Origin of the sequence: Foetidibacter luteolus (assembly GCF_009650435.1) — a bacterium.
GTDB lineage: Bacteria > Bacteroidota > Bacteroidia > Chitinophagales > Chitinophagaceae > Foetidibacter > Foetidibacter luteolus.
Genome location: NZ_VVIP01000035.1, coordinates 301,830 through 327,249 on the forward strand (window position 1 = coordinate 301,830; position 25,420 = coordinate 327,249).

Annotated in this window: 15 protein-coding genes; 7 read left to right on the forward strand and 8 right to left on the reverse strand. The window is 46.4% G+C overall.

What is annotated here, in order from left to right; all coding sequences use genetic code 11:
• Positions 1-164 precede the first annotated feature (164 nt).
• The gene (locus tag F0364_RS10620; RefSeq protein WP_153797751.1) at positions 165-1,631 is read right to left on the reverse strand and encodes an alpha-L-fucosidase; all 1,467 of its coding nucleotides are present in this window, start codon (positions 1,629-1,631) and stop codon (positions 165-167) included.
• A 400-nt stretch (positions 1,632-2,031) separates the two neighbouring features.
• Between F0364_RS10620 and F0364_RS10625 the strand changes: the two genes are divergently transcribed.
• The gene (locus F0364_RS10625) at positions 2,032-3,006 is read left to right on the forward strand and encodes a deoxyhypusine synthase family protein (RefSeq protein ID WP_153797752.1); all 975 of its coding nucleotides are present in this window, start codon (positions 2,032-2,034) and stop codon (positions 3,004-3,006) included.
• Positions 3,007-3,222: 216 nt separating this feature from the next.
• Here F0364_RS10625 and F0364_RS10630 read toward each other — a convergent pair whose 3' ends face one another.
• On the reverse strand, positions 3,223-3,762 hold the full coding sequence (locus F0364_RS10630) for a Uma2 family endonuclease (protein ID WP_153797753.1): 540 nt from the start codon (positions 3,760-3,762) through the stop codon (positions 3,223-3,225).
• A gap of 134 nt (positions 3,763-3,896) precedes the next feature.
• Here F0364_RS10630 and F0364_RS10635 point away from each other — a divergent pair, with 134 nt between their 5' ends.
• The gene (locus tag F0364_RS10635; RefSeq protein ID WP_153797754.1) at positions 3,897-4,556 is read left to right on the forward strand and encodes an ABC transporter ATP-binding protein; all 660 of its coding nucleotides are present in this window, start codon (positions 3,897-3,899) and stop codon (positions 4,554-4,556) included.
• 123 nt (positions 4,557-4,679) lie between these two features.
• On the opposite strand, the gene F0364_RS10640 is transcribed toward F0364_RS10635, so the two are convergent.
• The gene (locus F0364_RS10640; RefSeq protein ID WP_153797755.1) at positions 4,680-5,294 is read right to left on the reverse strand and encodes a hypothetical protein; all 615 of its coding nucleotides are present in this window, start codon (positions 5,292-5,294) and stop codon (positions 4,680-4,682) included.
• Positions 5,295-5,674: 380 nt separating this feature from the next.
• Between F0364_RS10640 and F0364_RS10645 the strand changes: the two genes are divergently transcribed.
• A complete protein-coding gene (locus tag F0364_RS10645; protein WP_153797756.1) occupies positions 5,675-7,723 on the forward strand; it encodes an OPT family oligopeptide transporter in 2,049 nt (682 codons plus the stop codon).
• A 216-nt stretch (positions 7,724-7,939) separates the two neighbouring features.
• Here the strand turns inward: F0364_RS10645 and F0364_RS10650 are convergent, their stop codons facing one another.
• Positions 7,940-9,055 (reverse strand): glycosyltransferase family 4 protein, encoded by a 1,116-nt coding sequence (locus tag F0364_RS10650; protein WP_153797757.1) that lies wholly within the window; start codon positions 9,053-9,055, stop codon positions 7,940-7,942.
• A 133-nt stretch (positions 9,056-9,188) separates the two neighbouring features.
• Positions 9,189-11,000 (reverse strand): translational GTPase TypA, encoded by a 1,812-nt coding sequence (gene typA, locus F0364_RS10655; RefSeq protein WP_153797758.1) that lies wholly within the window; start codon positions 10,998-11,000, stop codon positions 9,189-9,191.
• A 465-nt stretch (positions 11,001-11,465) separates the two neighbouring features.
• Here typA and F0364_RS10660 point away from each other — a divergent pair, with 465 nt between their 5' ends.
• Positions 11,466-11,771 carry an antibiotic biosynthesis monooxygenase family protein gene (locus F0364_RS10660; RefSeq protein ID WP_153797759.1) on the forward strand — a complete coding sequence of 102 codons (306 nt, stop codon included), beginning with the start codon at positions 11,466-11,468 and terminating at the stop codon, positions 11,769-11,771.
• A 127-nt stretch (positions 11,772-11,898) separates the two neighbouring features.
• Here the strand turns inward: F0364_RS10660 and F0364_RS10665 are convergent, their stop codons facing one another.
• Positions 11,899-12,786: a DMT family transporter gene (locus F0364_RS10665; protein ID WP_153797760.1), complete on the reverse strand. Its 888-nt coding sequence runs from the start codon at positions 12,784-12,786 to the stop codon at positions 11,899-11,901.
• Positions 12,787-12,845: 59 nt separating this feature from the next.
• Here F0364_RS10665 and F0364_RS10670 point away from each other — a divergent pair, with 59 nt between their 5' ends.
• Both F0364_RS10670 and F0364_RS10675 read left to right on the forward strand, forming a co-directional pair.
• Positions 12,846-13,580 (forward strand): EcsC family protein, encoded by a 735-nt coding sequence (locus F0364_RS10670; RefSeq protein ID WP_153797761.1) that lies wholly within the window; start codon positions 12,846-12,848, stop codon positions 13,578-13,580.
• 926 nt (positions 13,581-14,506) lie between these two features.
• The gene (locus tag F0364_RS10675) at positions 14,507-19,624 is read left to right on the forward strand and encodes a T9SS type A sorting domain-containing protein (protein ID WP_153797762.1); all 5,118 of its coding nucleotides are present in this window, start codon (positions 14,507-14,509) and stop codon (positions 19,622-19,624) included.
• Positions 19,625-19,777: 153 nt separating this feature from the next.
• Here the strand turns inward: F0364_RS10675 and F0364_RS10680 are convergent, their stop codons facing one another.
• Positions 19,778-20,380 carry a DUF4142 domain-containing protein gene (locus tag F0364_RS10680; protein WP_153797763.1) on the reverse strand — a complete coding sequence of 201 codons (603 nt, stop codon included), beginning with the start codon at positions 20,378-20,380 and terminating at the stop codon, positions 19,778-19,780.
• A gap of 229 nt (positions 20,381-20,609) precedes the next feature.
• Between F0364_RS10680 and F0364_RS10685 the strand changes: the two genes are divergently transcribed.
• On the forward strand, positions 20,610-21,083 hold the full coding sequence (locus F0364_RS10685; RefSeq protein WP_153797764.1) for a hypothetical protein: 474 nt from the start codon (positions 20,610-20,612) through the stop codon (positions 21,081-21,083).
• A gap of 239 nt (positions 21,084-21,322) precedes the next feature.
• Here the strand turns inward: F0364_RS10685 and F0364_RS10690 are convergent, their stop codons facing one another.
• Entirely contained in the window at positions 21,323-24,460 is a 3,138-nt protein-coding gene (locus tag F0364_RS10690) for an alpha-amylase family glycosyl hydrolase (protein WP_153797765.1), read from the reverse strand.
• Positions 24,461-25,420 lie beyond the last annotated feature (960 nt).

Below are 25,420 nucleotides of genomic sequence, written 5' to 3' on the forward strand. Positions count from 1 at the left end.
TGAACCGAAAGATGAAAGGATTGATTATGATTGGTTCTTTCACTGAAAGACCCAATCATAACAAAATCATATTTGCAACGAAGATGCCACAGGGAACCGAACGCCGGTATCAAAAAAATGTAAGATGTACGATGTTGGTCACATACGTACATCTTACATACTATTTACCTGCCGTAACCTTCCATTTTTATAACGAAAGCATAAGGTGCTTTAAAGCTGTTGGGGTTGTATTCCGGCAACTGTATGGTGGTGCCGTTGCCAGTGGTTGCAAACACCAGTTTTTGGTTACTGCCCAACAGGCTTACCTGTGTTGCTGCAGGCAATGCAATATTCTTCAACTCCAGCTTTTTGCTGTTGGGGTACGTTGGCAAAATACCATACAATGTATTGGTTTCCGGGTTGTAGGTAAACATAACTTCTTTAACCGCGTAACCAGGTTCAGGGTCAATGGTAATCTTCAGCATGTAGTCGCCACCCGCCTTAAAATCGCCTTCCTTGCGTACGGGTTTGTAGTCTCTCTTACCGGCGCTCCATTGCTCAGTTTCCTTCCAGCGAACAGTGTTGTAAATGCTTTCGCCGTTGGCCTTGATCCAGTCGCCAATCTGCAGCAAACGCTCCTGCATAATGGGTGGAATTTTACCATGCTCGTCGGGGCCGATATCCAGTAGAAAATTGCCACCACGGCTAACTTTATCGGCCAGTTGCAGAATGAGCGATTGGGTGGAATTATAATCCCAGGCATCTTCGTTGCGGTTGTAGCCATAGCTAAAACCCATACCGCGGCTTTCTTCAAAATAATGGTCTTTAAAATCCAGCTCAGGCTGATATTCAGGCGTAAAGAATTGCCCATGCTTAAACCGTATACCACGGCCCCAGCGGTCGTTGGTTACCAGCGTATTCTTTACGGGGCTTTGGTTATAGGCCCACGAGAGAAACTCGGTTGCACGCCAGGTGGTATCGCTTTCGTCCCATTCGCCATCGGTCCAAAATACATCCGGCTGGTATTTGGTCAATAACTCTTTTGCCTGCGGCAGCATGTGCTTGTCAACATATTCTTTATGGTCTTTTTTCCAAAGCGGGTTATACCATTCGTATAAAGAGTAATACATGCCGGGATGAACGGATGTTTTGCGTACTGCCGCAAACAAATCGCCCAGCAAATCTCTTTTGGGCCCAGCTTCTACCGCATTCCAGGGAAACCCCCAATCCCGGCTGGCCTCTTTGCTTGGCCACAGGCAAAAGCCATCATGATGTTTTGAGGTAAGTACGATGTATTTGGCGCCTGATTGTTCAAAGAGTTGCGCCCATTCATCAGGATTAAAAAGGTCGGCGGTAAAGCGTTCCTGGAATTTATAATAGGGTGCATTGTTAAAATTAATTTTGTGATAAGCCACGGTGGCTGAGTCTTTGGTTTCCAGCGCATATTGGTACCACTCAGAGTAATTGCCCTTTGGTGCAAAGCCCGGTACGGCATACACGCCCCAGTGAATAAAGATGCCAAACTTGCTGTTCTTATACCATTGCGGTATGGGCCTGGTATCAAGACTTTGCCAGTTAGGCTGGTAAGTTTGAGAGAACCCTGTTAGCAGCACAGCGCTAAAAGCGAAGGAAAAGAATAGGCTTTTTTTCATAGCTCGTTATCGTTAGAAATTTAAAAGCCGGAAGGTAAATGAAGTATAGCTATACCGGTTGTTTTTAATTAGCAGATTATGGGTGGTAATTAGCTGTGAATTATTTACTTTTTTGTCTTCACACAAAAAAGTAACAAAAAAAGTCAAGAAAGAAACGATATACAGCACGTTTCTTTCTTTCGCCCTGATTTAGCCTTTGCACTACTGTGAATTCAGCAATTGAACATCTATCAGGCAGCCGTTACTTTAATCAAACAGATTTTCAGCAAATTATCATGCGGCTCTCTATCTACAGCATCTGCATTCCACCCCGCTCAAAAACTTCATTTTTCCTTATTAGGCCGTTTGTGGCCCATGCCCGTCAAAACCATTACATTTGTGCCCTTACAAAAATTAAGTGATGAATAAAGGTCCTATTTCACAGTTTATTACGCACCATTACAGGCACTTTAATGCCGCGGCATTGGTTGACGCTGCCAAAGGTTATGAAAAGCACCTGCTGGAAGGTGGCAAAATGATGGTAACGCTTGCCGGCGCCATGAGTACAGCAGAGCTGGGTGTTTCGCTGGCTGAAATGATACGCCAGGGCAAGGTGGACATTATTAGTTGCACCGGCGCCAACCTGGAAGAAGATATTATGAACCTGGTAGCGCATACGCATTACCGCCGCATACCCAACTACCGCGACCTTACCCCGCAGCAGGAGTGGGAATTGCTGGAACAAGGCCTTAACCGTGTTACCGATACCTGCATACCCGAAGAAGAAGCATTCAGAAAAATACAGGAACACATACACAAACTCTGGAAAGAGGCTGATGAAAAAGGTGAGCGCTATTTTCCGCATGAGTTTATGTACAAGCTGTTGCTGAGCGAAGTAATGAAAGATGGCTATGAAATTGATACAAAAGATAGCTGGATGATTGCCGCTGCGGAAAAGAACCTGCCTATTGTGGTAGGCGGCTGGGAAGACAGCACCATGGGCAACATTTTTGCCAGCTACGTTATTAAAGGCGAAGTGAAAGCCACTACCATGAAGAGCGGTATTGAATACATGGTTTGGCTTAGCGACTGGTACCGCAAAAACAGCGGCGGCAAAGGCGTGGGCTTTTTCCAGTTGGGCGGCGGTATTGCCGGCGATTTCCCTATTTGTGTAGTGCCCATGATGTACCAGGACCTGGAGTGGCACGATGTTCCGTTCTGGGCTTATTTCTGCCAGGTGAGCGACTCCACAACATCTTATGGCAGCTACAGCGGCGCGGTACCCAACGAAAAGATTACCTGGGGCAAGCTGGGTATTGATACGCCAAAATACATTGTGGAAAGCGATGCCACCATTGTAGCCCCTTTAATTTTTGCTTACATATTAGGCTGGTAAAAGCCCCCTGATATTTTTTAAGAGCCGCTGTTCATCAGCGGTTTTTTTGTGCTTTTGCGGCTGTCCGCCATTCAGAATTTCCCATTCACGACTATGATACCAGCGACATATTTTCATGGCATCATCGTTGCGTCGCAATCCTTTCATCTGCAAATCATTGGGCGGCTTTTCAGACCCGGGTAGAAATTAACTTAAAAACGGGAACAAGCAAAAGATTTAATCCCATATCTCCCCGAAATCAATAACTGCATTACAATCGTTGCCAAAGGTAAAAGTGAAAGCAAAGTCACGCCCTTTTTTTGCCAGTACATAGTTGGTTTCTTTCAGCTCAAAAATTTCCACTTCTTCAGCATCGGGAGAAACGATTATGTAGTAGGGAATTAATTGCGACAGGTATATTTGAAACTTGGTGTGGCGGTCATTTAATGCTGTTGATGGTGACAGGATTTCAGCAATTAAAGTAGGCGGAAAATCAAGGTAAGGCAGTGCAGGTTCTCTGCACACAATCAGCAGGTCTGGTTGTACTATGGTATCATCCGCAATTTTGTAATCAACTGGCGCCATCACTTTAAAGCGCTTGTACTTTTTGAACACATAATGAAACTCAGCTCCCAAAGAAGTAGCAATCTTTTGATGCAGGGGTTCTGCAGTCGGCCTCATAGCAAACGGAATCCCTTCTATTATTTCCCACTGGCCACTCCAGTGCAACCATTCCTCATAAGTATAATACGGTAGTATTACAGGTACGAATGACATATTGCTAAACTATGATTTTTACACAATACAGAAACCTGCTGCCCATACTTATTACAACCATATCTGCCATTTTCTTTCCTGTCCAAACTTTCTGTTCCTAATCACAATCCTACACCTTTACTTTGCCAAATTGTATGCAGGTAATACTTAACAACACGGGCAAGCGCTTTAACCGGGATTGGATATTCCGTAACCTGAGCTATTCCTTTAAGGCTGGTAAAGCGTATGCTATCACCGGGCCTAACGGCAGCGGAAAAAGCACCTTGTTACAGGTACTGGCCGGCAGCATGGGCGCCAGTGAAGGAGCTATAGAATGGCAGGCGGCGAATGGCGAATGGGCAATGGGTAATGAACAGGGCAAAACCCCGGCGATAGCACATGAAGAAGTACATAAACATATCTCCATTGTTGCACCGTACCTGGAATTGATTGAGGAAATGACTGTTACCGAATTCCTGCAGTTTCACCAAACCTTTAAGCCTTTTATCAGCGGTGTTGGTATTAAACACATTATCGAAATCATTGGCCTTGAAAAGGCCGCTGACAAACAAATACGTTATTACAGCAGCGGCATGAAACAGCGTGTAAAACTGGCCCAGGCCATTTTTGCCGAGGCTCCTATACTGTTGCTTGATGAGCCTTGCACCAACCTGGATGCAACCGGCTATGAGCTATATCACAACCTGGTAAAGAATTATGCCCCTGATAAATTAGTAATAGTAAGCAGCAACGATATTAATGAGTACAATTTCTGCGAAGAAAGGATTAGTATTATGGATTATAAGGCATTCTGAGTAGCAAGTAAAAGGGGGGAAGCGTTATTCCGAAAAAATCACATCAACCAAATTTCAAAAAACTTTGCAGAACTTATGTAAGAGCAATTCTTTGAAAATTTGGCTATTATTTGTTACAGTTTGTCACGCAAGTTCCTCTGACAAAATTTCAATTCTTCTCTTTTTGTCAATTATTGCTATAATTCCAAAATAATCAAACGCATTTCTTTTTGCTTCTTGTAAATCCATTTTAGTTTTATTCAACAATGTGACCAAACCGTTGCTGTTAAGCAGATGTTTTATTTCATCTTCAATGTCGACTTGATAAAAAGCAGAAACAATTATTTCAAAAACATCATTTCCGTACTTATCTGTGTATAGATTGTTTGCCTTTCTGTTATTAATCTGCTCTAAACTAAATTCATCACAGAACATTGCATTATACCCAAACCTACAGCCGTCAAAAATCACAATTTCCTCACCGCCAATCACATCTTTGGCAATTACCAAAGCCGGAGCGAACTCAGTTCCTATTATTAATGTCTTATGCGTCTTATGCAGTTTTCCATAGTACATGATTTGGAACCTTGTATTAGCTAAGGAAGAAATAAGTTGCCTGCGCCATTCAAATAAATACAGAGCTTTGGGGTTATCAATATTGCTTGTCAGGTTATCAAAATAGGTTGGGCCAAGCACTCCGTTATTTGTTGTCAAATATTGAGAACTATTGCGCTTACTTAGGAAATTTAAAAATTTCATACAAATAAGTTTTTTTCAAAAACTATTGTCAAGCTTAAATATAAGCACCCTTTAGATATAAAAACTTTGTACTATCCAACGCCCCTTTTTGCAATTTATTCTTTTGCTAAAAACCTGCCCACACCCCCCAACAGGTTTCACCACCGGGTGAGGGATTGAAGCGGTTACCCCGCTGAAGCCATCGCAGCAGGGCCTTTGTGGCGGAGTAATAGCGGAAAGCCCGACCCCTTGCGATAGCTTGGGGGCACCCCCTAATCTCTTTCTACTTTTTCTGCCGATGGCAGAAACAACACCCTGAAAATTTTTGCTTTTTTACGGCAAAAGATAATACTTTCAGCACCTGTAATTTTTTAATTACCTCGTAAACCAAAACCACACACATGAGTAGCGAGAAAAACTTTCGTCCCTTTGTTGCGCCCGAAACAAACATGCGGGAATTGACGGTAAAGTCAATTGTAATGGGCAGCATTTTTGGTATCATCTTCGGCGCGGCTACCGTTTACCTGGCGCTTAAGGCAGGCCTTACCGTTTCGGCCTCTATACCCATTGCGGTAATAGCCATAACACTAGGCAGAAAGTTTTTACATACCACTATACTGGAAAACAACATTATACAAACTACGGGCAGCGCCGGGGAAAGCATTGCCGCCGGTGTAGTTTTTACCTTGCCGGGTTTTTTGTTTTTAAGCGATGGCGGGGGCGAAAAATTCTTCAACTACCTTACCATACTTACCCTGGCCATTTTTGGCGGCATTTTAGGCACACTGATGATGATACCCCTGCGCAAAGCCCTGATTGTAAAAGAACATGGCACGCTGCCTTACCCCGAAGGAACGGCCTGCGGCGATGTGCTGATTGCCGGCGAAAAGGGCGGCGACTTTGCCAAAACTGCTTTCTGGGGCCTGGGCTTTGCCTTTTGCTATGCGTTGCTGCAAAAAGTGTTTCATGTAATTGCGGAAGTGCCCTTCTGGATGACGAAACAGGCCAACAAGTACTTTCCTTCTGCCCGTGTAAGTGGCGAAATTACACCTGAGTATATGGGCGTTGGTTATATTATCGGCCCTAAGATATCCGGGGTGCTGGTGGCTGGTGGTGTATTTGCCTGGCTGGTAGCCATACCGCTGCTGGCTACCCTGGTACCACCCGATGTTATTGCGGCACAGCAGTTTAAACTGGGCTACCTGGCAGACATGGCCAAGCCCGGCGGCCGCGGCGGATGGGACCCCGCCACACATAGTTTTACTGATTATTCCGCAGCCATTTATTACGCTTATATCCGCCAGATTGGCGCCGGTGCTGTGGCCGCGGGTGGTTTTATTACACTGCTCAAAACCATCCCTACCATTGTATCTTCTTTTAAAGGCAGCCTTGGCTCTATTAAAACTACGGGCGACCAAATGCAGGTTAAAAGAACCGATCGCGACCTGAACATTAAAGTGGTGCTGTTCGGCAGCATTGCGTTGATTCTGCTCATGGCTTTCCTGCCGCAAATACCCGGCGACGGTATTGGCCAGAAATTGTTGATTGGCCTGCTGGTAGTAATATTCGGCGCTTTCTTCGTTACTGTTTCTTCACGCATTGTAGGCCTTATCGGGTCTTCCAACAACCCCATCAGCGGCATGACCATCGCAACCCTCATGGGTACCTGTTTAATCTTTATTGCCGTAGGCTGGAGTGGCAAAGCTTACGAGCCCATGGCGTTGGTAGTGGGCGGACTTATTTGCATTGCCGCGGCCAACGCCGGCGCTACCTCTCAGGATTTAAAGAGTGGTTATATTGTTGGCGCAACACCCCGCAATCAGCAGATTGCCTTGTTTGTCGGGGCCATTGTATCGTCTATTGTAATAGGCCTTACGGTTAAGTTTTTAGATAAACCCACCATGGCCATGCTGGCTGCCGACCCAGGCATGAAGCATGCTATTGGCAGCGCCACCTACCCCGCCCCCCAAGGCACTTTAATGGCAACACTGGCCAAAGGGATTTTGTCTTTTAACCTCGACTGGCAGTTTGTACTGGTGGGTGTTTTCCTGGCCATTACCATGGAGCTTTGCGGCATAAAAGCACTCAGTTTCGCGGTGGGCGCCTACCTGCCGCTTTCCACTACTCTGCCTATTTTTATCGGAGGCGCCATCCGCGGCCTGGCAGATAAAAAAGCTGGCAAGGCCAAAACCGCAGAGGAAGAAGAACTGGGCAAAGGCAATCTTTTTGCTACCGGCCTTGTGGCTGGTGGTGCTGTGGCGGGTGTTATCATTGCCATTCTTTCAGGTTTTGATACCACTGCTGCAGGCCTTATTAAAGTTAATGCCGAGCATTTTTTAACAGAAACCCTGGGCACAGGCGGCTACTTTATCCTGGGCGTACTTTTGTTTGCAATAATGGGCTTTACCCTTTACCGCATAGCCATTAAAAAAACTGATGTGGAGTTGTAGAAAGGCTTTCGATACGCTCCGGCTGACAGTACTAAGGAAACAACATTGATTCACCATTCACGATTGACCATTCACGATTATGATACCAGCGATAGTACGCTGTGGCATCTTCGTTGCGTCGCAATCCTTTCATCATTCGGTTCAATGGGCGGCTGCAGGCTGTAGTGTAGCTGCAAAACATACCGCTGCCATCCTGTAGTGTAACAGGCGCATTGTTTAGATTGTATCCAACAACTCAACATAACGCGTAATAATCAGCTTCCAGTCATGTTGCTGTGCCCATGCCCTTGCATCGGTTGCATACATAGCATAGCTGTTTACAATATCGCTGATGGCTGCTGATATTTCACCTGGTTCGTAAGGGTTAACCAGCCTGCCTGTTTTACCCTGTACTATGGCATCGGTAATGCCGCCGAAGTTAGACCCGATAGCCGGAACGCTCATGGCATTGGCTTCCAGTATGGCAATGCCGAAGCCTTCAAAATCCCCTTCTTTGGTGTGGTTGCTCAGCATGAGTTTAATATGGCATTGCGCCAACTGCCGCAACAACTCATCCCTGCTCAATTCATCATGAAAAACAATGCTGCCTGAAACATTCAGTGATGCAGCCAGTTGCTGTAACTGCTGTTTGCGGTAAGGCCTGCCGATGATATGGTAAACAGCCTGGGGAAATTGCCGCAATATATCCGGCATCGCTTTAATTACGTTTTCCTGCCCTTTTCTTTCCGTCATGCTGCCGATGGTTACCAGGTTTAACCTTTCGCCTTCAGCTTTTGCAACAGGTACTGGCTGAAACTCCTGCAGGTTAATACCGTTGGGAATAATGAAACAGGGCACTTCTTCTAACACGGCAGCCGGAATGTGGGTGCTGGTATAAGAAGAAACGCTTACAACAGCGCTTGACTTTAGCAGGGCCGCAGCAACCCATCGCTTGCCGCGGTTGCTTTTCAAATCAAGCTCTGAACCATGTACTATCGCTATTATTTTTTGATGCCTGTACAGCAGTCGGAGAATATTAATCAGCCACAAAGAAAACTTGCCGGAACAAATAATGTAATCCTGGCGCCTTGCCTGTTTAATAGCGTAATTAATTCTTTGCATGTAGGTAAAAAATACAAAGCTCTTCCTGGTAATCGCCACTAGCCGGAAGGGTTGGCTGGCGGCAAACCGCCGGATATCCTCTTCATTGGCGCCTACAATATCCGCTATTACAGATACATCGAAGCCTTGCTGTGCAAAGCTCAATGCCAGGTTATAAGCATGGTTGCCTATACCGCCTGTGCCGGGGGGAAATTCGCTGGCTATAATTAATATACGGCTGTTTTGTTTCACGGATAATTATGCGGCCTAAGATAGATAGAAAACCGCTTGCTAAGCAAGTAGCGATGCCGGGGACTATGTTGCAGGCATAAAAAAATCGCCACACTTAAAAAGCATGGCGATGATTATATAATGAAAGCGATTGTTACACCGCTTCGGCGCTTAACCTTTTCTGTTGTTTTTTACGCTCTTCCTCGTCCAGTATGGTTTTACGCATACGTATTTTGTTGGGCGTTACTTCAATGCACTCATCATGCTGAATGTATTCCATGCACTCTTCCAGTGTCATCAGTATTTTGGGTGTAATGCGTACGCTGTCATCGCTGCCGCTGGCGCGGTGGTTGGTTAACTTTTTACCTTCGGTAGCGTTTACCACCAGGTCGCCTGGTTTAATGTGCTCGGCAATAATCTGGCCGGCATATACATCTTCCCCTGGGTCAACAAAGAAAGCGCCCCTGTCCTGCAGCTTGTCAATAGAGTAAGCAGTAGTGGCTGCCTGGTTTTTAGATAACAATACACCGTTATTTCTGCCAGGTATTGCGCCTTTCCAGGGTTTGTATTCGTTAAAAGTATGTGCCATTACAGCTTCGCCCGCTGTGTTGGTAAGCATGGTAGAGCGCAGGCCAATCAAACCCCTTGAAGGTATTTCAAACTCCAGGTGCTGCATTTCGCCCTTGGTTTCCATTACATGCATTTCGCCCTTGCGCTGGGTAACCAGGTCTATAACCTTACCGCTGAACTCGCTGGGTACATCTACCACCAGGTTTTCGTAAGGCTCACATTTTTTACCGTCAATATACTTTACCAATACCTGCGGCTGGCCAACTGTTAATTCGTAGCCCTCGCGGCGCATGGTTTCAATTAAAATACCCAGGTGAAGAATGCCACGGCCATAAACCAGGAAGCTGTCAGCGCTGTCGGTATCTTCAACACGCAGGGCCAGGTTTTTTTCAGTTTCTTTCATCAGGCGGTCCCGCAGGTGGCGGCTGGTAACAAATTTACCATCCTTACCAAAAAACGGAGAGTTATTGATGCTGAACAACATGCTCATGGTAGGTTCATCAACACTAATAACCGGCAATGCTTCAGGATTTTCCACATCGGCAATGGTATCACCAATATTAAAATCTTCCAGGCCCACTACAGCGCAAAGGTCGCCAGCTACTACTTCAGCCACCCTTTTTTTACCCATCCCTTCAAACACATATAATTCACGCACCCTTGACTTTTTGATGGCGCCACTGGCCTGTACAAGGGCGATGGGCATATTTTCTTTTATAACACCACGGGCAACTTTACCAATGGCAATACGGCCAAGAAAAGAAGAATAATCAAGAGAAGTAATCTGCATTTGAACGGGCCCTTCGTTTACTTTGGGCGCTGGTACATGCTTAATAATACCGTCGAGTAAAGGTGTAATGTCTTCGCTTTGGGTAAGGCTGTCGTTAAACCAGCCGTTTTTGCCGCTGCCATAGTAGGTAGGAAAATCAAGCTGTTCTTCGGTAGCATCCAGGTTAAAGAACAGTTCAAAAACAGCATCGTGCACTTCATCGGGGCGGCAGTTAGGTTTATCTACCTTATTAATTACCACGATAGGCTTAAGGTGCAGTTGCAGGGCTTTTTGCAGTACAAAACGTGTTTGCGGCATTGGGCCCTCAAAAGCGTCTACCAGCAAAATAACCCCGTCGGCCATTTTTAATACGCGTTCTACCTCTCCGCCAAAATCACTGTGGCCGGGGGTGTCAATTACATTTATTTTTACGCCTTTGTAGGTAACAGCGGCGTTTTTGCTGAAAATGGTAATGCCACGCTCCCTTTCCAGGTCGTTGCTGTCCATAATCAGTTCGCCCGTTTCCTGGTTGTCACGAAACACTTTGGTAGCGTGTAAAATTTTATCTACCAGGGTTGTTTTTCCGTGGTCTACGTGGGCGATGATAGCGATGTTGCGGATATCCATAAATTGTGTGTAACTACTTTGCGGAGTTAGCAGTGAGCGCTGAATGAAGCCTGTAAAGGCTTTCAGGCAATTCGCGGCTAAATCTTTTGAAATTAAGCTGCAAATGTACGGAAATGCAACGGCGTGGCAAGCGCTAAGAGGATGAATATTATGTTATGACTGCCTTAAGAAATGATTGAAAATGTGGTTTTGGTGGTACGCCTTTATGTTTTTTGTACTAAAATACACTGTTTTCACCGGGGGCGGTGGGTCATATTTTAAATGCCGGCAGCTTTACTTGGCTTTTGTCAAATGTTCATGGAATTACCGGGTGTACCCACAATGCCATGGGATGCGGATTTTTGTTTGCTGAATATAGCAATGGCGTACAAGAGTGCGACGCAAGTAAAGCCTCCTGTTTGTTCCTGCTGCCGGGCCCATAAAATTCTTAGCCTATATAACGTGTAACCATTCTTAATTTTTTATATGATTGCAAGGATATGGCATGGCAAAACCACCGCAGCCAATTATGAAGCTTATACCGCGTTGCTTAACAGGTTAGCGATACCGGACTATAAGAAAACGCCGGGCTTTAAAGGTCTGGCTTTCCTGCGTAACATCCGCAACAATGAAGGCCATTTTACGCTGGTTACCTACTGGGAGAACCTGGAAGCAATTAAAAATTTTGCCGGTGATGATGTTAAAAAGGCCAAATACTACCCCGAAGATGAGTGCTTTTTGCTGGAATTTGAAGAAAAAGTGCAACACCATGAAGTGTTTGCTTTTTTATAGTTAGGTGCCTGCGGCCCCATATCATTAAGCTAAGCTTTCAGCCTGAGCCTGTCGATGGCGTATTGGTGAAAAAACGGCTTGCATAACCCGGTTTCGACAAGCTCAACCTGACATTCGTTTCCTTAACTTAATGACATTGGCCTGCGGCCTTCCGGTTTTTCATGAGGTTATACATTTGCAACACTACGGCTGCCAGGATAAGAAAAAAACCAATATAGAAATAACTGCTTAACGACTCGTTCTCCTGATATAGCACAAAGGCCAGTAAAATTCCATACACCGGCTCCAGGGTTAGCGTTAGGTTAATGGTGAAAGCGCTAACCTTTTGCAGGGCCTTAATGTACAGGAAGAAAGTTAAAATGGTACAAAGCCAGCTTAACACAAAGAGCCATAACCAATCGTAGCCATGGGGTAAATGTTTTACTGCCGGAAAAAGCTGTTCGTATAACGGCATCAGCAAGGTAAGACCGATAAAACCGCCCGGCAACTGGTATAATATTATGGTTTCGGGCATGTAGCCCCGCACAATACTTTTGTTTAATATAGAAACCAGCACTGTAAACAACGTTGACAGCAACCCTATATAAATACCTACAGAAAAGTGCAGGTTGGAATAATAAATGATCGCTATGCCACCCAAAGCGAATAAGCCCAGCAACACCTCAAAAAAATTAATCTTACGCCTGAAAAACAGGGGTTCGGCAAGGGCAGATAAAAGCCCCGCAGTAGATAAACAGGTAAGCGCTATAGATACATTGGAATACTTTATGCTTCCATAAAAAAGCAGCCAGTGTATGGCCAGCAGGGTGCCGATAAATGCTATTTTAAAAAAATCTTTCCAGGCAACCCTGTGCAGCTTTTGCTGAAAGCCAAAGAGTATAACAAGGCTTACAGAAGCAAGAAGCATGCGCCACCATACCAGCCACCCTTCATTTAAGTCAATGCTCCGGCCCAGCACACCCGTAAAGCCCCACAAAAAAACTGCTATGTGCAAACGAATCAAAGCCGGTTTCATGCAGCAAAAGAAATTGATAAAACGAAAACGGCAAAAATATTGGGCTAACTTAGTTTAATATGAACAGCTACGAACTACAAGCCATGCAGGAATTAAAAGCCTGGCAAAAGAAGATGAAGAAAAAGCCATCGCTTATCAACAGGCTGTCTAAAAAATTGCAGGTAAAAATAAACAGCTACATACCCGATAAGGTTCACAAAGCGGTAACGGCCACTATTAAACAAATGGTGCGGGGGGTGCTATTTGGTTCCACGTACACCACCCGCAGCCGTACACCCTATTCCACACTGGAAGCAACGGAAGCGGTGGTGAAAGAAAAAATTGATTTTTATAAAAAAGCCGCCGCCACAGAAGGGGGCATTACAGGCGCAGGCGGCATATTGCTGGGCCTGGCAGATTTTCCCATACTGCTGAGCATGAAAATGAAAATGCTGTTTGATATAGCTTCCGTGTATGGTTTTTCGGTAAAGGACTATAAAGAAAGGTTATTTATACTGCATATTTTTCAACTGGCTTTTTCCAGCCAGCAACGCCGCAGGGATGTTTTTGAGCAGATTACAGACTGGAATGAAAAAAGCAAGCTCATACCCGAAGACATACACCAGTTTGACTGGCTCAACTTTCAACAGGAATACCGCGATTACATTGATATTGCCAAAATGGCCCAGTTAATACCCGGCATTGGAGCGGTTGTGGGGGTAATTGTAAACTACCGGCTCATTAACCAGTTGGGCGATACGGCTATTAACGCTTACCGCATGCGGTTACAGGAAGCAAAACTGATTGAAGGATGATAATGTTACGAAGAAAAATTTGGTTTTACATCATACATCCCACATCATACATCTAACATTATAATGGGGGTGCCCCCAAGCTGCGCAAGGGGTCGGGCTTTCCGCTATTACTCCGGCACAATAGCCAGGCTGCCATGCCCTCACCGGGGTAGCCGCTTCAATCCCTCACCCTCCGGTGCCACCTGTTGATTAATTGCAGGCTACCGCATGTTGTTACCCAGTTATTATGCAGTTGATGATAACAGCCTGCAACTATGGCAATAAAAGATGTAAGGCAGAAACACTATGCACGATGTCTTGTGCAAAAGATAATTACAGGTGAAGAGGATTGGATTCAGTAGAATTTGTATATCCAGCTTAAAAACCGCTGAAAACTCTAAAATTGATGATGATAGCCTACTTATTTTTAGGTATGTCAGTCTAAATTTGAATAAGTAACATACCCTTTTCAAATCTAAGTTTTGTATGAAAGCTAAAAACACCTGGCCATTTGCCCAATATGGCCACCGTTCAAAGCCCGTGGCAGCTAAGCTGCCGCTACAGAATCAATATTGATTGTTACGTGTTTATTACCAGGCAACATAGCCACAAACTCACACAAGTTTTACCGCTAACAGGATAAACAGCCCATGCAAGGAAATAGTAAAACAGCCTGAACATACCTAAACAGACATATTTCTGTCCAGAATTACTCCCCTCGGATTCAGGTACAAACTGCGGTGACGCGGTCAGATACGATCTGTTAAAACAGGGAACAACCTTAAGGGAAAAGTTTATCAGCCACACCCATCGCATTTAACCATTGAGCTTAACAAAACCAGGCACACATAACCTTCTATACACGTTAGAATACAGGTTGCTTAACAGTTACGAATAACTGTTACATACCTGGCTACCCGATAGCTGTAACCCAAATTTGGACAGACATGAAAAGACCATTACATGCTGCTTGCTTCACGGGGCTGGCTTTGTTTTTCAGCATCCTGTCAGCCCATGCCGCAACTTACAACGTAACCAATACCAACGATGCCGGCGCAGGCTCTTTACGGCAGGCCATTACCGATGCCAACAGCAATGCCGGAGCAGATATCATCAACTTTAATATCGCCGGTACAGGGCCCTTTACCATAACCCTGTCATCGTTGCTACCCATTATTACCGGCCCCACCACTATTAACGGATATAGCCAAACAGGATCTGTACAGGGCGCTATCGGCAGCCGCACCATTATGATTGCCATAAACGCCAACGATGTAACAACCGGAACAGGCCGCACTACCGCTGCAACCATAGATGGCATTTTCAGGTTTACATCCGCCGCAGGGGGTTCCTCATTAAGCGGACTAAGTGTATACAACAGTGCGGATGGGATAGAAGCAATTGTGGTAGAGCCCGGTATCAACACCCTGCATATCTGGGGCAATTACATAGGCCTGCTGCCGGATGGTACCAGCCCCTCATCAGCCAGCTTTAACGGTGACGATGCTATTTTTTTAGGGCACCCCACTGTTAACACCACTGCTACATTTACCAATGTATACATAGGTACGGATGGTAACGGTACCAATGATGCCAATGAGGGCAATGTGCTGTCTAATTCCGCCGGCGTTACCGGCGGTGGCGATGGCATACAAATTGGTAAATCAGCAGTGGCCTATACATTTACCAATCTCCGCATTTCAGGCAACTACATTGGCCTTGCGGCTGACGGGTTAACCGCTGCGCCCAACGGCCTTGCTGCTATTGACGGTGCTGAAGGCGGCGGGTACAGCGGCATTGATATGGCTACCGCGGTTGCCGCATCCACAATTACCATCGGCAGCAACGGCGATGGCACCAGCGACGCATTGGAGAGAAATGTTATTTCGGGCAATAATGGCTTTGGCATTGGGGTATTGGGAGGAAGTTCTAACCTTAGGATAGCGGGCAACTATATCGGTACAGATGCCGCAGGTACCACCGCTGTACCCAATGGTAAAAAAACGGGCAGCGCCACTTACCCGGCTATTTACCTTAATACACTTAACAGCACCGCAAATGTGCGCATAGGTTTTGACGATGGCATACATGTGGCCGCTTCAGCGCAGTATGTAAGGAACATAATATCCGGCAACCAAACAACCGGTATTTATGTAACCAGTAAAAATGCTACCGCCCAGTTGCGCATTGCCGGTAATTACATTGGTGTAGATGCTACAGGGAATGTTGCACTCGGTAATGGCCAGGGCGGAGGCTCCATAGGCGGTACAGGTATTGATATTTTAAATACTTCCAACGGGATAATTATAGGTACCGATTCAAATGCTGATGATGATGCCCTGGAAAGAAATATAATTGGCGGCGCCATTAACGGGCGGGGCATATTTATCCGCACGGGTTCCAGCAGTAATATCATCACCGGCAATTATATTGGGGTGGGTGCTAATGGCACTTCTGATGTAGGTAATTCAAGGGAGGGCGTAAGGCTTGGTTCCACATCCGGCGCCGCGGTAACCAATAACCGGATTGGGGCAAATGATGATGGTACCCGCGACGATATAGAGGCAAATGTGATAGCTTACAACGGCTCCGACGCGGCAACCGCAGGACAAAGATCGGGGGTTGCTGTAGCCAGTGCCAGCGGCGTGGCCGCTACAGGCAACAGAATTTCCCGCAACAGCATTTTCAGCAACGTTGGATTGCCGATAGACCTGGGGGATAACCTGGTTACCTTAAACGATGGGGCTACAACTGCCAATACACCCAACCTTTCATTAGATTACCCGGTAATTACAACCTATTCCATCAATGGCACTACAATGACGGTGAGTGGCTATGTTAGTAATTGCAGCGGGGGCGTGGAAACTACGGCGGGCACAACCATAACCGGTACAAAAACCATACAGTTTTACAAACTGGCCGATGATGGCGACCAGAACGGCCAGCTTACCAATGCCTGCAGCCGCTCCGTACCACATGGGGAGGGTGTGCAATACCTGGGTAGCATAACCACTACCAACGCGTTTACCAATTCTACTTTTACCCTGGTATCGGGGGCAACCTTTACTACTACAGACCGTTTAACAGCCATCGCCATAGACGCAAGCGGCAATACCTCTGAATTTGGGGTATCGGCGGCACAGTTGATAAGCGGGGCAGTATGGAATGACGCCAATGGAGACATTATTTTTGCCGGTGGCGAAACCGGCACCAATGGCGGCGGCCCACTGTTTGTAAACCTGGTTAATTCCGGCGGCACCGTTATCGCATCTTCGCCGGTAGCGGCCGATGGCACATGGGGGCTGGCAGCGCCACCCTCCACATCGGGCATGCGGTTGGTGCTGGCAAGTGTGGCTACTGCCACCACGCCCGGCGCATTACCCGGCAGTTACATTAATACAGGCGAGGCTGTTGGCAGCGGCAATACCGCTACCCAAACAGCCGTTACCGGGCAAATAGAATTAACCACAGCTACTGCCGATATCGGCAACCAGAATTTTGGCATACAAACCTATACCCCAAGCTGCAGCAGCGACCTTTATGACCAGTTTGTAAGCGCCTACCATACTACCATTGCGAAAGGCACTGATGGCACCTGGTATGTATGGGGAGAACATGGTATGCCCAATGGTACAGATCCACTTTATACGGCCCAGGCCCTTTCTCCTGCCAATGGCTATTCTTACAGTGGTACTATTTTAAAAGTAGCTATGGGTTCCAGCGGCAACGGAAATTCCCAGCATATTGTCCTCACTACAGCCGGGCTGTATGCATGGAGTGAAGAGCCCAGAGTGTTGCCCGCTGCCATGACCGCTTCAGACGCATTTGATAAAATGGTTTCACCAACCAACGGCAACCTGTACGGCCTGCCGGTTGGCGTTAACCCTTCTGATGTAACCATAATGACCGCTACGGCCCAGGCGCTGGCCATTGCTACCAAAACAGGTGAAGTGTATGTGCTGGGCGCTGCGGCTTTTTTATACGGTGATGGGGTAACCACGGCCAATGCCGTATGGCACCGGGTGCAAACTACGGCCGCCGGCAACCCGGCACTTACCGGCGTGGTACACCTGCGCATAAGTTTTGACGGCGCCTTTGCCGTTACTTCAACCAATGACTGGTACACCTGGGGCACCGCTACCAGGCTGGGTAACGGAACTGCCGTGGCCAACAGGACAAGGGCCACACTTATGACAAAGCCAGCCGCTTTTACCTCTATCAGCGACGTACGCATGATTGGTGTAAATACCGGCGAAACAGCCGGTGGCAGCGCTGCCTCTTATTACGTGGTGCATAACGGCCAGCGGATTATTTACAGCATGGGAGAAAACCAGGTGGGCCAGTTGGGCAATGGCAACACAACAGACCAGAATAGCTGGGTAGTGGTACGCAATACCACCAATACGGATACGTTGCGAAATATTGGTTTTATATCCGTTCAGGAGCATGATAACGAGCAAAGCTTTGCAGGCGCCATAGCTTATGACGGTACTATTTACCATTGGGGCTCTAACGATGGGGGCATGTTAGGTCAACCATCTTCTTTAAGCTTTACCAGCCTGCCCATGATTCCGCAAGGGTTTACAGTGGGTACCAATAAGGCCGTTTTTTACGAGGCTGGTGGTCATACCTCTATGTATGTGGGGGCAGATGGGACTTACTGGTATGTTGGCCACCGTGAAGATGGATCGCAGGGTGGGGGCAGTACCGCTGACGACCATTTGTACAGTTACACCAATACAGAAAGTGCACCCATTACTATGTGCGCCACCAATTTCCTGGATAAAACAATTTCAGGTACCGTTTACAACGATGCTAACGGGCTTTCTGATAATATTATAAATGGTACAGGCACTAACACCGGAAATACATTGTATGCCGTACTCTATAACAATACCACGGGCGCCGTGGCCGCGGTAACCACAGTGGCAGCTAACGGCACCTATTCCCTTGCCGGGCCGGATGGAAATGATTATACTTTGTACCTTACCACAACCGCGGCAACCGTTGGCCAAACCGCAGTGCCAACCGTAACCCTGCCTGCAGGCTATGTAACTACAGGCGAAGACTGCTGCGATGGCACAGGCAGCGATGGTACAGTAAATGCTGTGCTGCCGCTGGGTACAGTAAGCGCCAACACAACCAATGCCAATTTTGGCCTGGATGCAATACCAGAAGCGTCTATTATTAACTTAACGCTTGACCCTGTGCCCACCCGTGGCGGCACCTACCCCATGAATGGCAGCTACCGCAATATGTTCCCACTGGATGGGGTAGACCCCGAAGACGGGCCGTTAGGTGAAAACGCCACTTTCGTCATTACCAGCCTGGGCAATATGGATGGCAACGTATTAAAGTATAATGGAGTTGAGATTACCGGGCCTGTAACGATTACAGATTACGACCCCTCATTGCTTACCATCACCTTTAACCACAATGGTAACAGTGGCTTTACCTTTAACTATGCGGTGGTTGATGCCGCCGGTGTACAGAGCGACCCCGCCAGCTACACGGTAACCTGGGGGCTGGGCGTATTAGCGGTAAAGCTGGTAGATTTTACGGCGCAGAAAAGGGGGGATAAAGCACTGCTCAATTGGCAAACCGCCGAAGAAAATGGCAAAGAACGGTCTGAGCTGCAGCGCAGTGCAGACAGCAGGAACTGGCAAACGCTTACCCAAATGCCTGTGAAGGGCGGCAGCGGTAAAAACAGTTATAGCTTTATTGATAACAGCCCGTTGCAGGGAGCTAGCTACTATCGCCTGTTGATGAACAACGAAGGCATTATAGCTTACAGCCCCATCCGTAGGCTGGAATTTACAGGCAAATGGCAGTTACAGGTAAGCCCTAATCCGGTACACGACGGAGAAATGGTAACCTTGCAGAGCAACGTTAATATTACCAGCGTAAAACTGCTGGACATACAGGGAAGACCCCTGCGGCTTATCAACGCAGGCAATGCAGCTTCCTGCCGGTTAACGATGCCTGGGCTTTCCAGAGGGCTATACCTTATACAGGTTACTAATCGCGAAGGCCAGGTAAAGACTATAAAACTGCTGAGAGAATGACGAATGCGGCTTATGGAGGATGCATGTTATAATGCATATCCGCATTTTTGCCACCTACATTCCATATACCTTTTCCTGTTATCATTGATCAATATAAACGAGAAAAGACGCATGTTTGATGCGCCTTTTCTTCTTTAAGCAAAACAGGACCCATTATTTCTTACCGGCGATAACTTTAATTGAATCAAGGTGTTTTTGCAACACGGGCAATGTTTGTGTTGCAAAGTTTTTCACATCAGGATCTTTACATTCATTACTTGCTTTTTGAAAAGCCTCTACATCTTCTTTGTGGTCATCAAGCATTAAGTCCACATAAGCTTTATCAAAATCCTTACCTGATTTTTTAGATAAATCTTCTATGTGCTTTTTGTGCTCATCTCCCATTTCTGCCGGCAATGCAATGTTTTTTGCTGAAGCAATCTTCTTTAATTCATCCGAGGCTGCGGTGTGATCCTGCACCATCATAGCGCCGAAATTTTTTACCCTTTCACTTACCGCCTTTTGTTCAGCCAGTTTACCTAATTCCACTTCCATCATGCTGCCACTGGCGGCTTTAACGGCGAAATCGGCTGCATCTTTATCTACAGGCAAGCCGGTGCCCGGGTTGGCAGCGTCGTTATCGGATAAACTTCCTGTATCCCTTTGTTCATTGATGTTTTCTGCGCTGTCGGTACTATCCGGATTACTGCTGCCACCACCGCAAGCCTGCAGCAGGCAAACAGCGGCAACTAATACGAACGAACTGATTTTTTTCATATACAAGTGCTTTTTAGGTTATAAAAACACTATTTATGGCGCAAACAGTAAGCCATAGAACTTAACTGATTGATTACCTGATGTTAATGACTTGTATTGCCTATTGCAAGGCGGCGACTGGCTTACTCATTTGTAGATTATTTTACCCTTTTGCAAGCCGCAAAGCTTTGTGACAAGGCTGTTTATGGCTGGCATCATTTTTACCGCTCTTTAAGTAAAACAGTACATTATGGCTAAAAAAAATAACGGCTCTGCAGACCTGACCGATTCGAGGAAAGACCAGGAAAAAATGCAGCCGGAAACCGCGACAATTGACTTACCGGAGGTAAAGGATATTCCCGGCCAGGAACATGTACATCCCCCTGCATTAAATGAGTACAGGGATACCACCATTTCCTCAGCCGATGAAGAAGGTTATAGGGTATTTGGTGATGACAGCGGTGATGAAGGTGATGTAACAGAAGAAGAAAAGGAACTGCTGGAGCAAAGCGAACAAAGCACAGGTACAGAGGATGATGAAAGTGTAAGGCGTGTTATACTGGATAATAAAGATGACGATGGAACAGCGCTGAATGAATATGCCGAAGTTTCCGGGGAAGACCTGGATATACCAGGCGCGGAAGATGATGATGACAATGAAGATATTGGTGAAGAGGACGAGGAAAATAACAGCTATAGCCTTGGTGGCGACAGGCACGATTAAGAGTGTTGTTATTGTTGAGTAAAATACAAAGGGCCGCGGCGCGGCCCTTTGTATTTATATGTCTTAAATAAAAGCTGTACCCTATTGCCAACCTGTATCACCGGAAACTGCAGATGCCATAAGCACTACAGATAAAGTGCTTGCGACGCAAGGGACGATGCCACGGGTTATGAAGCTGGTATCATCAGCGTGAATCGTCAATGGTGAATACTGAATTGAAGCCTTGTAGCTGCTTCATGCTATTGCACCACCAGTTTCTCCGTGCGTGTCTGTCCATCACTGTTTATTCTTAAGAAATACACCCCTTTTGATATGTTTACCGGCAGGCTTATTTTTTGTCCGGCTTTAACCTGTCGGTAAGTGCTGTTATACAGCAATTTTCCGGCAAGGTTAGTGATAACCACTTGCATAGCATTAACATTGGCCTGCGCATAAACCGCGGTAGCATTGCGGGCAGGGTTGGGATATAGCTGCCAGGTTTTTTCAGCGCCCGTAAAACTGATGGTTTTAACGGCAGAATAATCAAATTTGCCATCCTTATCCACCTGCTTAATGCGGTAATAGTTAATGCCCGCTGCGGGATACTTATCTGTAAAGCTGTAACGCTGAACAGATGCCGGGGCGTTACCGGCCGCAACGGTACCGATAGCCATGTATTTGCTTCCGTCGCTGCTGCGCTCTACATTATAGTATGCATTATTTTTTTCTGAGGAAGTGCTCCATTTTAGCAACACAGAACGGTTGGCGCTTTCCTGCGCAGTAAAGCCAAGCCAGCTTACAGGCAACGTAGAGCCGTAAAGATTTACATCTTTGGTAAACACATAATACTGCCCGGGCTGCAGGACTACATTCTGGTTTACATTGCTGATAACCGTTGCAGAATCGGTAAGGTAGCTGTACCAGGTACCTGTGGATGGATAGGTAACTGTTACGCTTTGCGGAACTACGTCAAAGTTGCCAAAAACAATATAGGTGAGTGATGCATCGGTTACATACAGCCATTTAACCGCGCCGGCCAGGTTGTACGTAACATTGCTGCTGATAAAAGCATTAAGATAAGCAGGGTTTGTTTTTAGTTTGATCAGTTGCGCATAGGTGTTATACAAAGCTTTGCGGTTAGCATCCTGGTAATAATCCCATCTTACCGGTTTTGGGTTAGTGCGGCAGGCATCGTTAATGGTACCGTTTTCGCAGCGGTTAATGGAAAAGTCATAGCCAACCTCGCCAAACTGCCAGAGCATTTTAGGGCCGGGCATCAAGGCCCAGAAAGCTGCTGCCATACCATTTCTTTTCAAGCCGGTGGCAATGGTTTTTACATTATAGGCGCCGTTGCTGTTTCCGTATTGCTCATTCTTAAACATCAGCCTTTCTTCGTCGTGGCTTTCCTGGTAAGTAATTAAATGGGGAGTTGTCCAGCCACGTTTGGTATAAAGGCCCCAATCGAAGTTTGAGTTGGCCAGCCAGCCCATGGTAGCTTCGTTAAAGTTATAGTTGCTGTTACCCCATAGCATCATGCCTTCAGCGGAGAGTTCTTTTTCTTCTGTATTGTCTGCAAAATGTTCCAATATGCAATAGCTGCCCGCTGAGTAACTCTGCTGTTTAGCGTAAATACGTTTCCAGATGGCAACGCGGCTGGCATCGTAAGCCCCCCAGCTATCTACATTACAGTTGCCGCCATTGGCATCGCAGGTTTGCTTTTGAGTAAAGCCCTTAGACAGGTCGAAGCGGTAGCCGTCAATATGGTAATTGGTTAACCAGAACTGCAAAACCCTGTCAACAAAATCTTTGGTGGCCTGGCTTTCGTGGTTAAAATCATAACCAACGTTGTAAGCGTGTTTAGCGGCCGGGTTAAACCAGGGGCTGTTGGCGGCGGGCCGGTTATTGGCGCCATCCCAGTACATCTGCACCATGGGCGATTGGCCAAAGGAGTGGTTGAGCACCATATCCATAATTACAGCAAAGCCCTGTTTGTGGCATTCATCAATAAACTGTTTTAAAGCCGTTTCTGTACCATAAGCCTTATCTGGCGCAAAATAAAAGCTTGGGTTGTAGCCCCAGCTATTATTGCCTTCAAATTCATTAAAAGGCATCAGTTCAATGGCGTTAATGCCAAGGCGTTTAAGATAGCCCAAAGTATCTTTCAGCGTTTGCCAGTTTTGGGCCGCCACAAAATCACGCACCAGCAATTCATATATTACCAGGTTACGTTTATCCGGCCGGGTAAAGGCAGGCGCCTGCCAGGTGTAAGCAGGTTTGGCGGTTTGCAAAATGCTTACAATGCCGGTTGTTTTGCCTGTAGGGTAAGCTTTAAGGTTAGGATATGTTGCGGCAGGTATGTATTGATCGTTATTCGGGTCCAGCACTTTTTCAGTAAAGTAATCGGCCACCCGCAAAGTGCCGTCAACCAGGTATTGGTATGCGTATTCGGTACCCGCGGTAAGGCCGGTAAGACGTATCCAGAAACGGTTGCCGTCCGGTGTAACATTCATCTGGTAGTTGGTTGATTGCTGCCAATTATTAAAATCACCCAGCACAAATACATTGTTCTTGCCGGGCGCATACAAAACAAGAACGGCAGAAGTGTTGCCGGCCTCGTAGTTAATGCCATCTTTAACGCCGGCGGGCAAATCTGCTACTACATTAGAAGGTGTTACATAAAAATCAAACGTATCTTTTGCTGTATTGCCCCCGCTAACTGCTTCGGCAATAATGCGCTGGTTGCCTGAAACAGCAATGCTTGTGTTTACAGTTGCAGATGTGCTGCCTGTTGGGCTAAGCTCAGCGCCGTTAAAGTAAATTTTCAGCGTGCCCGCTTTACTGGCTTTGGCTGTAACGGTTAAGGCATCTCCCACTTTTTTGGTAAGCGCATCGGGAACAGGGTTGTATTTCGGCTGGCGGAAAGGGTTATCAATCCTTGCGTACAGGCCGTTGTCATAAACGGGAACATACGTGTCGCTGCCATCCGCATTGGCCTGCTTCAGGTTGCCATTTCCACTCCTGAAAAGGATGGCTATTTTCTTAATCGTCTCAGATGCGTCTGTAATGTTGAAAAATGTTCTTAACCCGCCTGTGATGCTGTACTTCCATTTGTTATTACCCAGGTAAGTACAATTGGCGGCAGGCGTGGTAGTGCCCCAATTAAATTTTACATACTTCCAGTCAGACGCGTTGGCGCTTTTGGAAGTGATTGCCCCTATGTGCACATACACATCTGTGGTGGGGGTGTAATTTCTCAGGCCCTGGTTACCTAACGTGGCGTCAACGGTAATTTCTACTGGTGTTGAGGCTTCCTGGATAAAATCCGGAGACCAGGTTAGTAACTGCGCCTTTGCGGCAAATACCAGCAATAAAAGTGGGAGTGTAAAGATTTTCTTCATACAGCAATTCGTTTCAGGATTCAAATATGTGTAAAAAATACACATTAACCAAAAGATTTCATTTTTTTCTTTTTTGGGGGTGCCCCCAAGCTATCGCAAGGGGTCGGGCTTTCTGCTCGTACTCCGGCACAAGGCTGTACTGCGATGGCCTCACCGGGGTATCCGCTTCAATCCCTCACCCGAAAGACGGTTGCCGGTTACCAGTTGCAGGTTACCGGTCTGTTGATGGGGAAGTCGATGAGATTACATGGGGATTATAAGGTACAAGGGCCATACAGCGGCGGGGTCGCAAACATTCAACTTTGAACAAGCGAACATTGAACAATAAAACCTCGTACAGGCGGCATGTTAGTAGATAAGAAAAGAAGCGAAAAGCAAAGAGCGCCGTAGGTGCGATATGTTGAGCAGGGTAAATTGAATAGAACGATGTAGGGTTAAGTATCAATAAATTTTCCCCCTTGCCCGAAGGCAAAATAACAATAGCCACGGGTGAAACCCGTGGTTAATGAACGTATAGCGCTACAACCCTGAAGGGGTTGAATATGTAAAAGTTCAACCCCTTCAGGGTTGGGATATTGTGCTGCCGATAACCCCGGTTTGCAACCGGGGCTATTGTCAGTAAAGCCTTTCAGGCTTTTAAAACCTGAATGGTTTCATCTGAAGCGGCGGGGTCGTAACCATTCAACTTTGAACAAGCGAAGATTCAACAATCAAGCCCCATCGGGGCGGCATGTTAGTAGATAAGAAAAGAAGCGAAAAGCAAAGAGCGCCGTAGGTATGGTATGTTGAGCAGGGCACGTTGAATATAACGATGGCGGATTAAGTATCAATAAATTTTCCCTCTTGCCCGAAGGGCAAAATAACAATAGCCACGGGTGAAACCCGTGGTTAATGAACGTATAGTGCAACAACCCTGAAGGGGTTGAATATGTAAAAGTTCAACCCCTTCAGGGTTGGGGT

Coding starts and splice junctions, on each gene's coding strand:
- F0364_RS10620 (WP_153797751.1), bottom strand. CDS start 1,631: ATGAAAAAAAGCCTATTCTTTTCCTTCGCTTTTAGCGCTGTGCTGCTA.
- F0364_RS10625 (WP_153797752.1), top strand. CDS start 2,032: ATGAATAAAGGTCCTATTTCACAGTTTATTACGCACCATTACAGGCAC.
- F0364_RS10630 (WP_153797753.1), bottom strand. CDS start 3,762: ATGTCATTCGTACCTGTAATACTACCGTATTATACTTATGAGGAATGG.
- F0364_RS10635 (WP_153797754.1), top strand. CDS start 3,897: ATGCAGGTAATACTTAACAACACGGGCAAGCGCTTTAACCGGGATTGG.
- F0364_RS10640 (WP_153797755.1), bottom strand. CDS start 5,294: ATGAAATTTTTAAATTTCCTAAGTAAGCGCAATAGTTCTCAATATTTG.
- F0364_RS10645 (WP_153797756.1), top strand. CDS start 5,675: ATGAGTAGCGAGAAAAACTTTCGTCCCTTTGTTGCGCCCGAAACAAAC.
- typA (WP_153797758.1), bottom strand. CDS start 11,000: ATGGATATCCGCAACATCGCTATCATCGCCCACGTAGACCACGGAAAA.
- F0364_RS10660 (WP_153797759.1), top strand. CDS start 11,466: ATGATTGCAAGGATATGGCATGGCAAAACCACCGCAGCCAATTATGAA.
- F0364_RS10665 (WP_153797760.1), bottom strand. CDS start 12,786: ATGAAACCGGCTTTGATTCGTTTGCACATAGCAGTTTTTTTGTGGGGC.
- F0364_RS10670 (WP_153797761.1), top strand. CDS start 12,846: ATGAACAGCTACGAACTACAAGCCATGCAGGAATTAAAAGCCTGGCAA.
- F0364_RS10675 (WP_153797762.1), top strand. CDS start 14,507: ATGAAAAGACCATTACATGCTGCTTGCTTCACGGGGCTGGCTTTGTTT.
- F0364_RS10680 (WP_153797763.1), bottom strand. CDS start 20,380: ATGAAAAAAATCAGTTCGTTCGTATTAGTTGCCGCTGTTTGCCTGCTG.
- F0364_RS10685 (WP_153797764.1), top strand. CDS start 20,610: ATGGCTAAAAAAAATAACGGCTCTGCAGACCTGACCGATTCGAGGAAA.
- F0364_RS10690 (WP_153797765.1), bottom strand. CDS start 24,460: ATGAAGAAAATCTTTACACTCCCACTTTTATTGCTGGTATTTGCCGCA.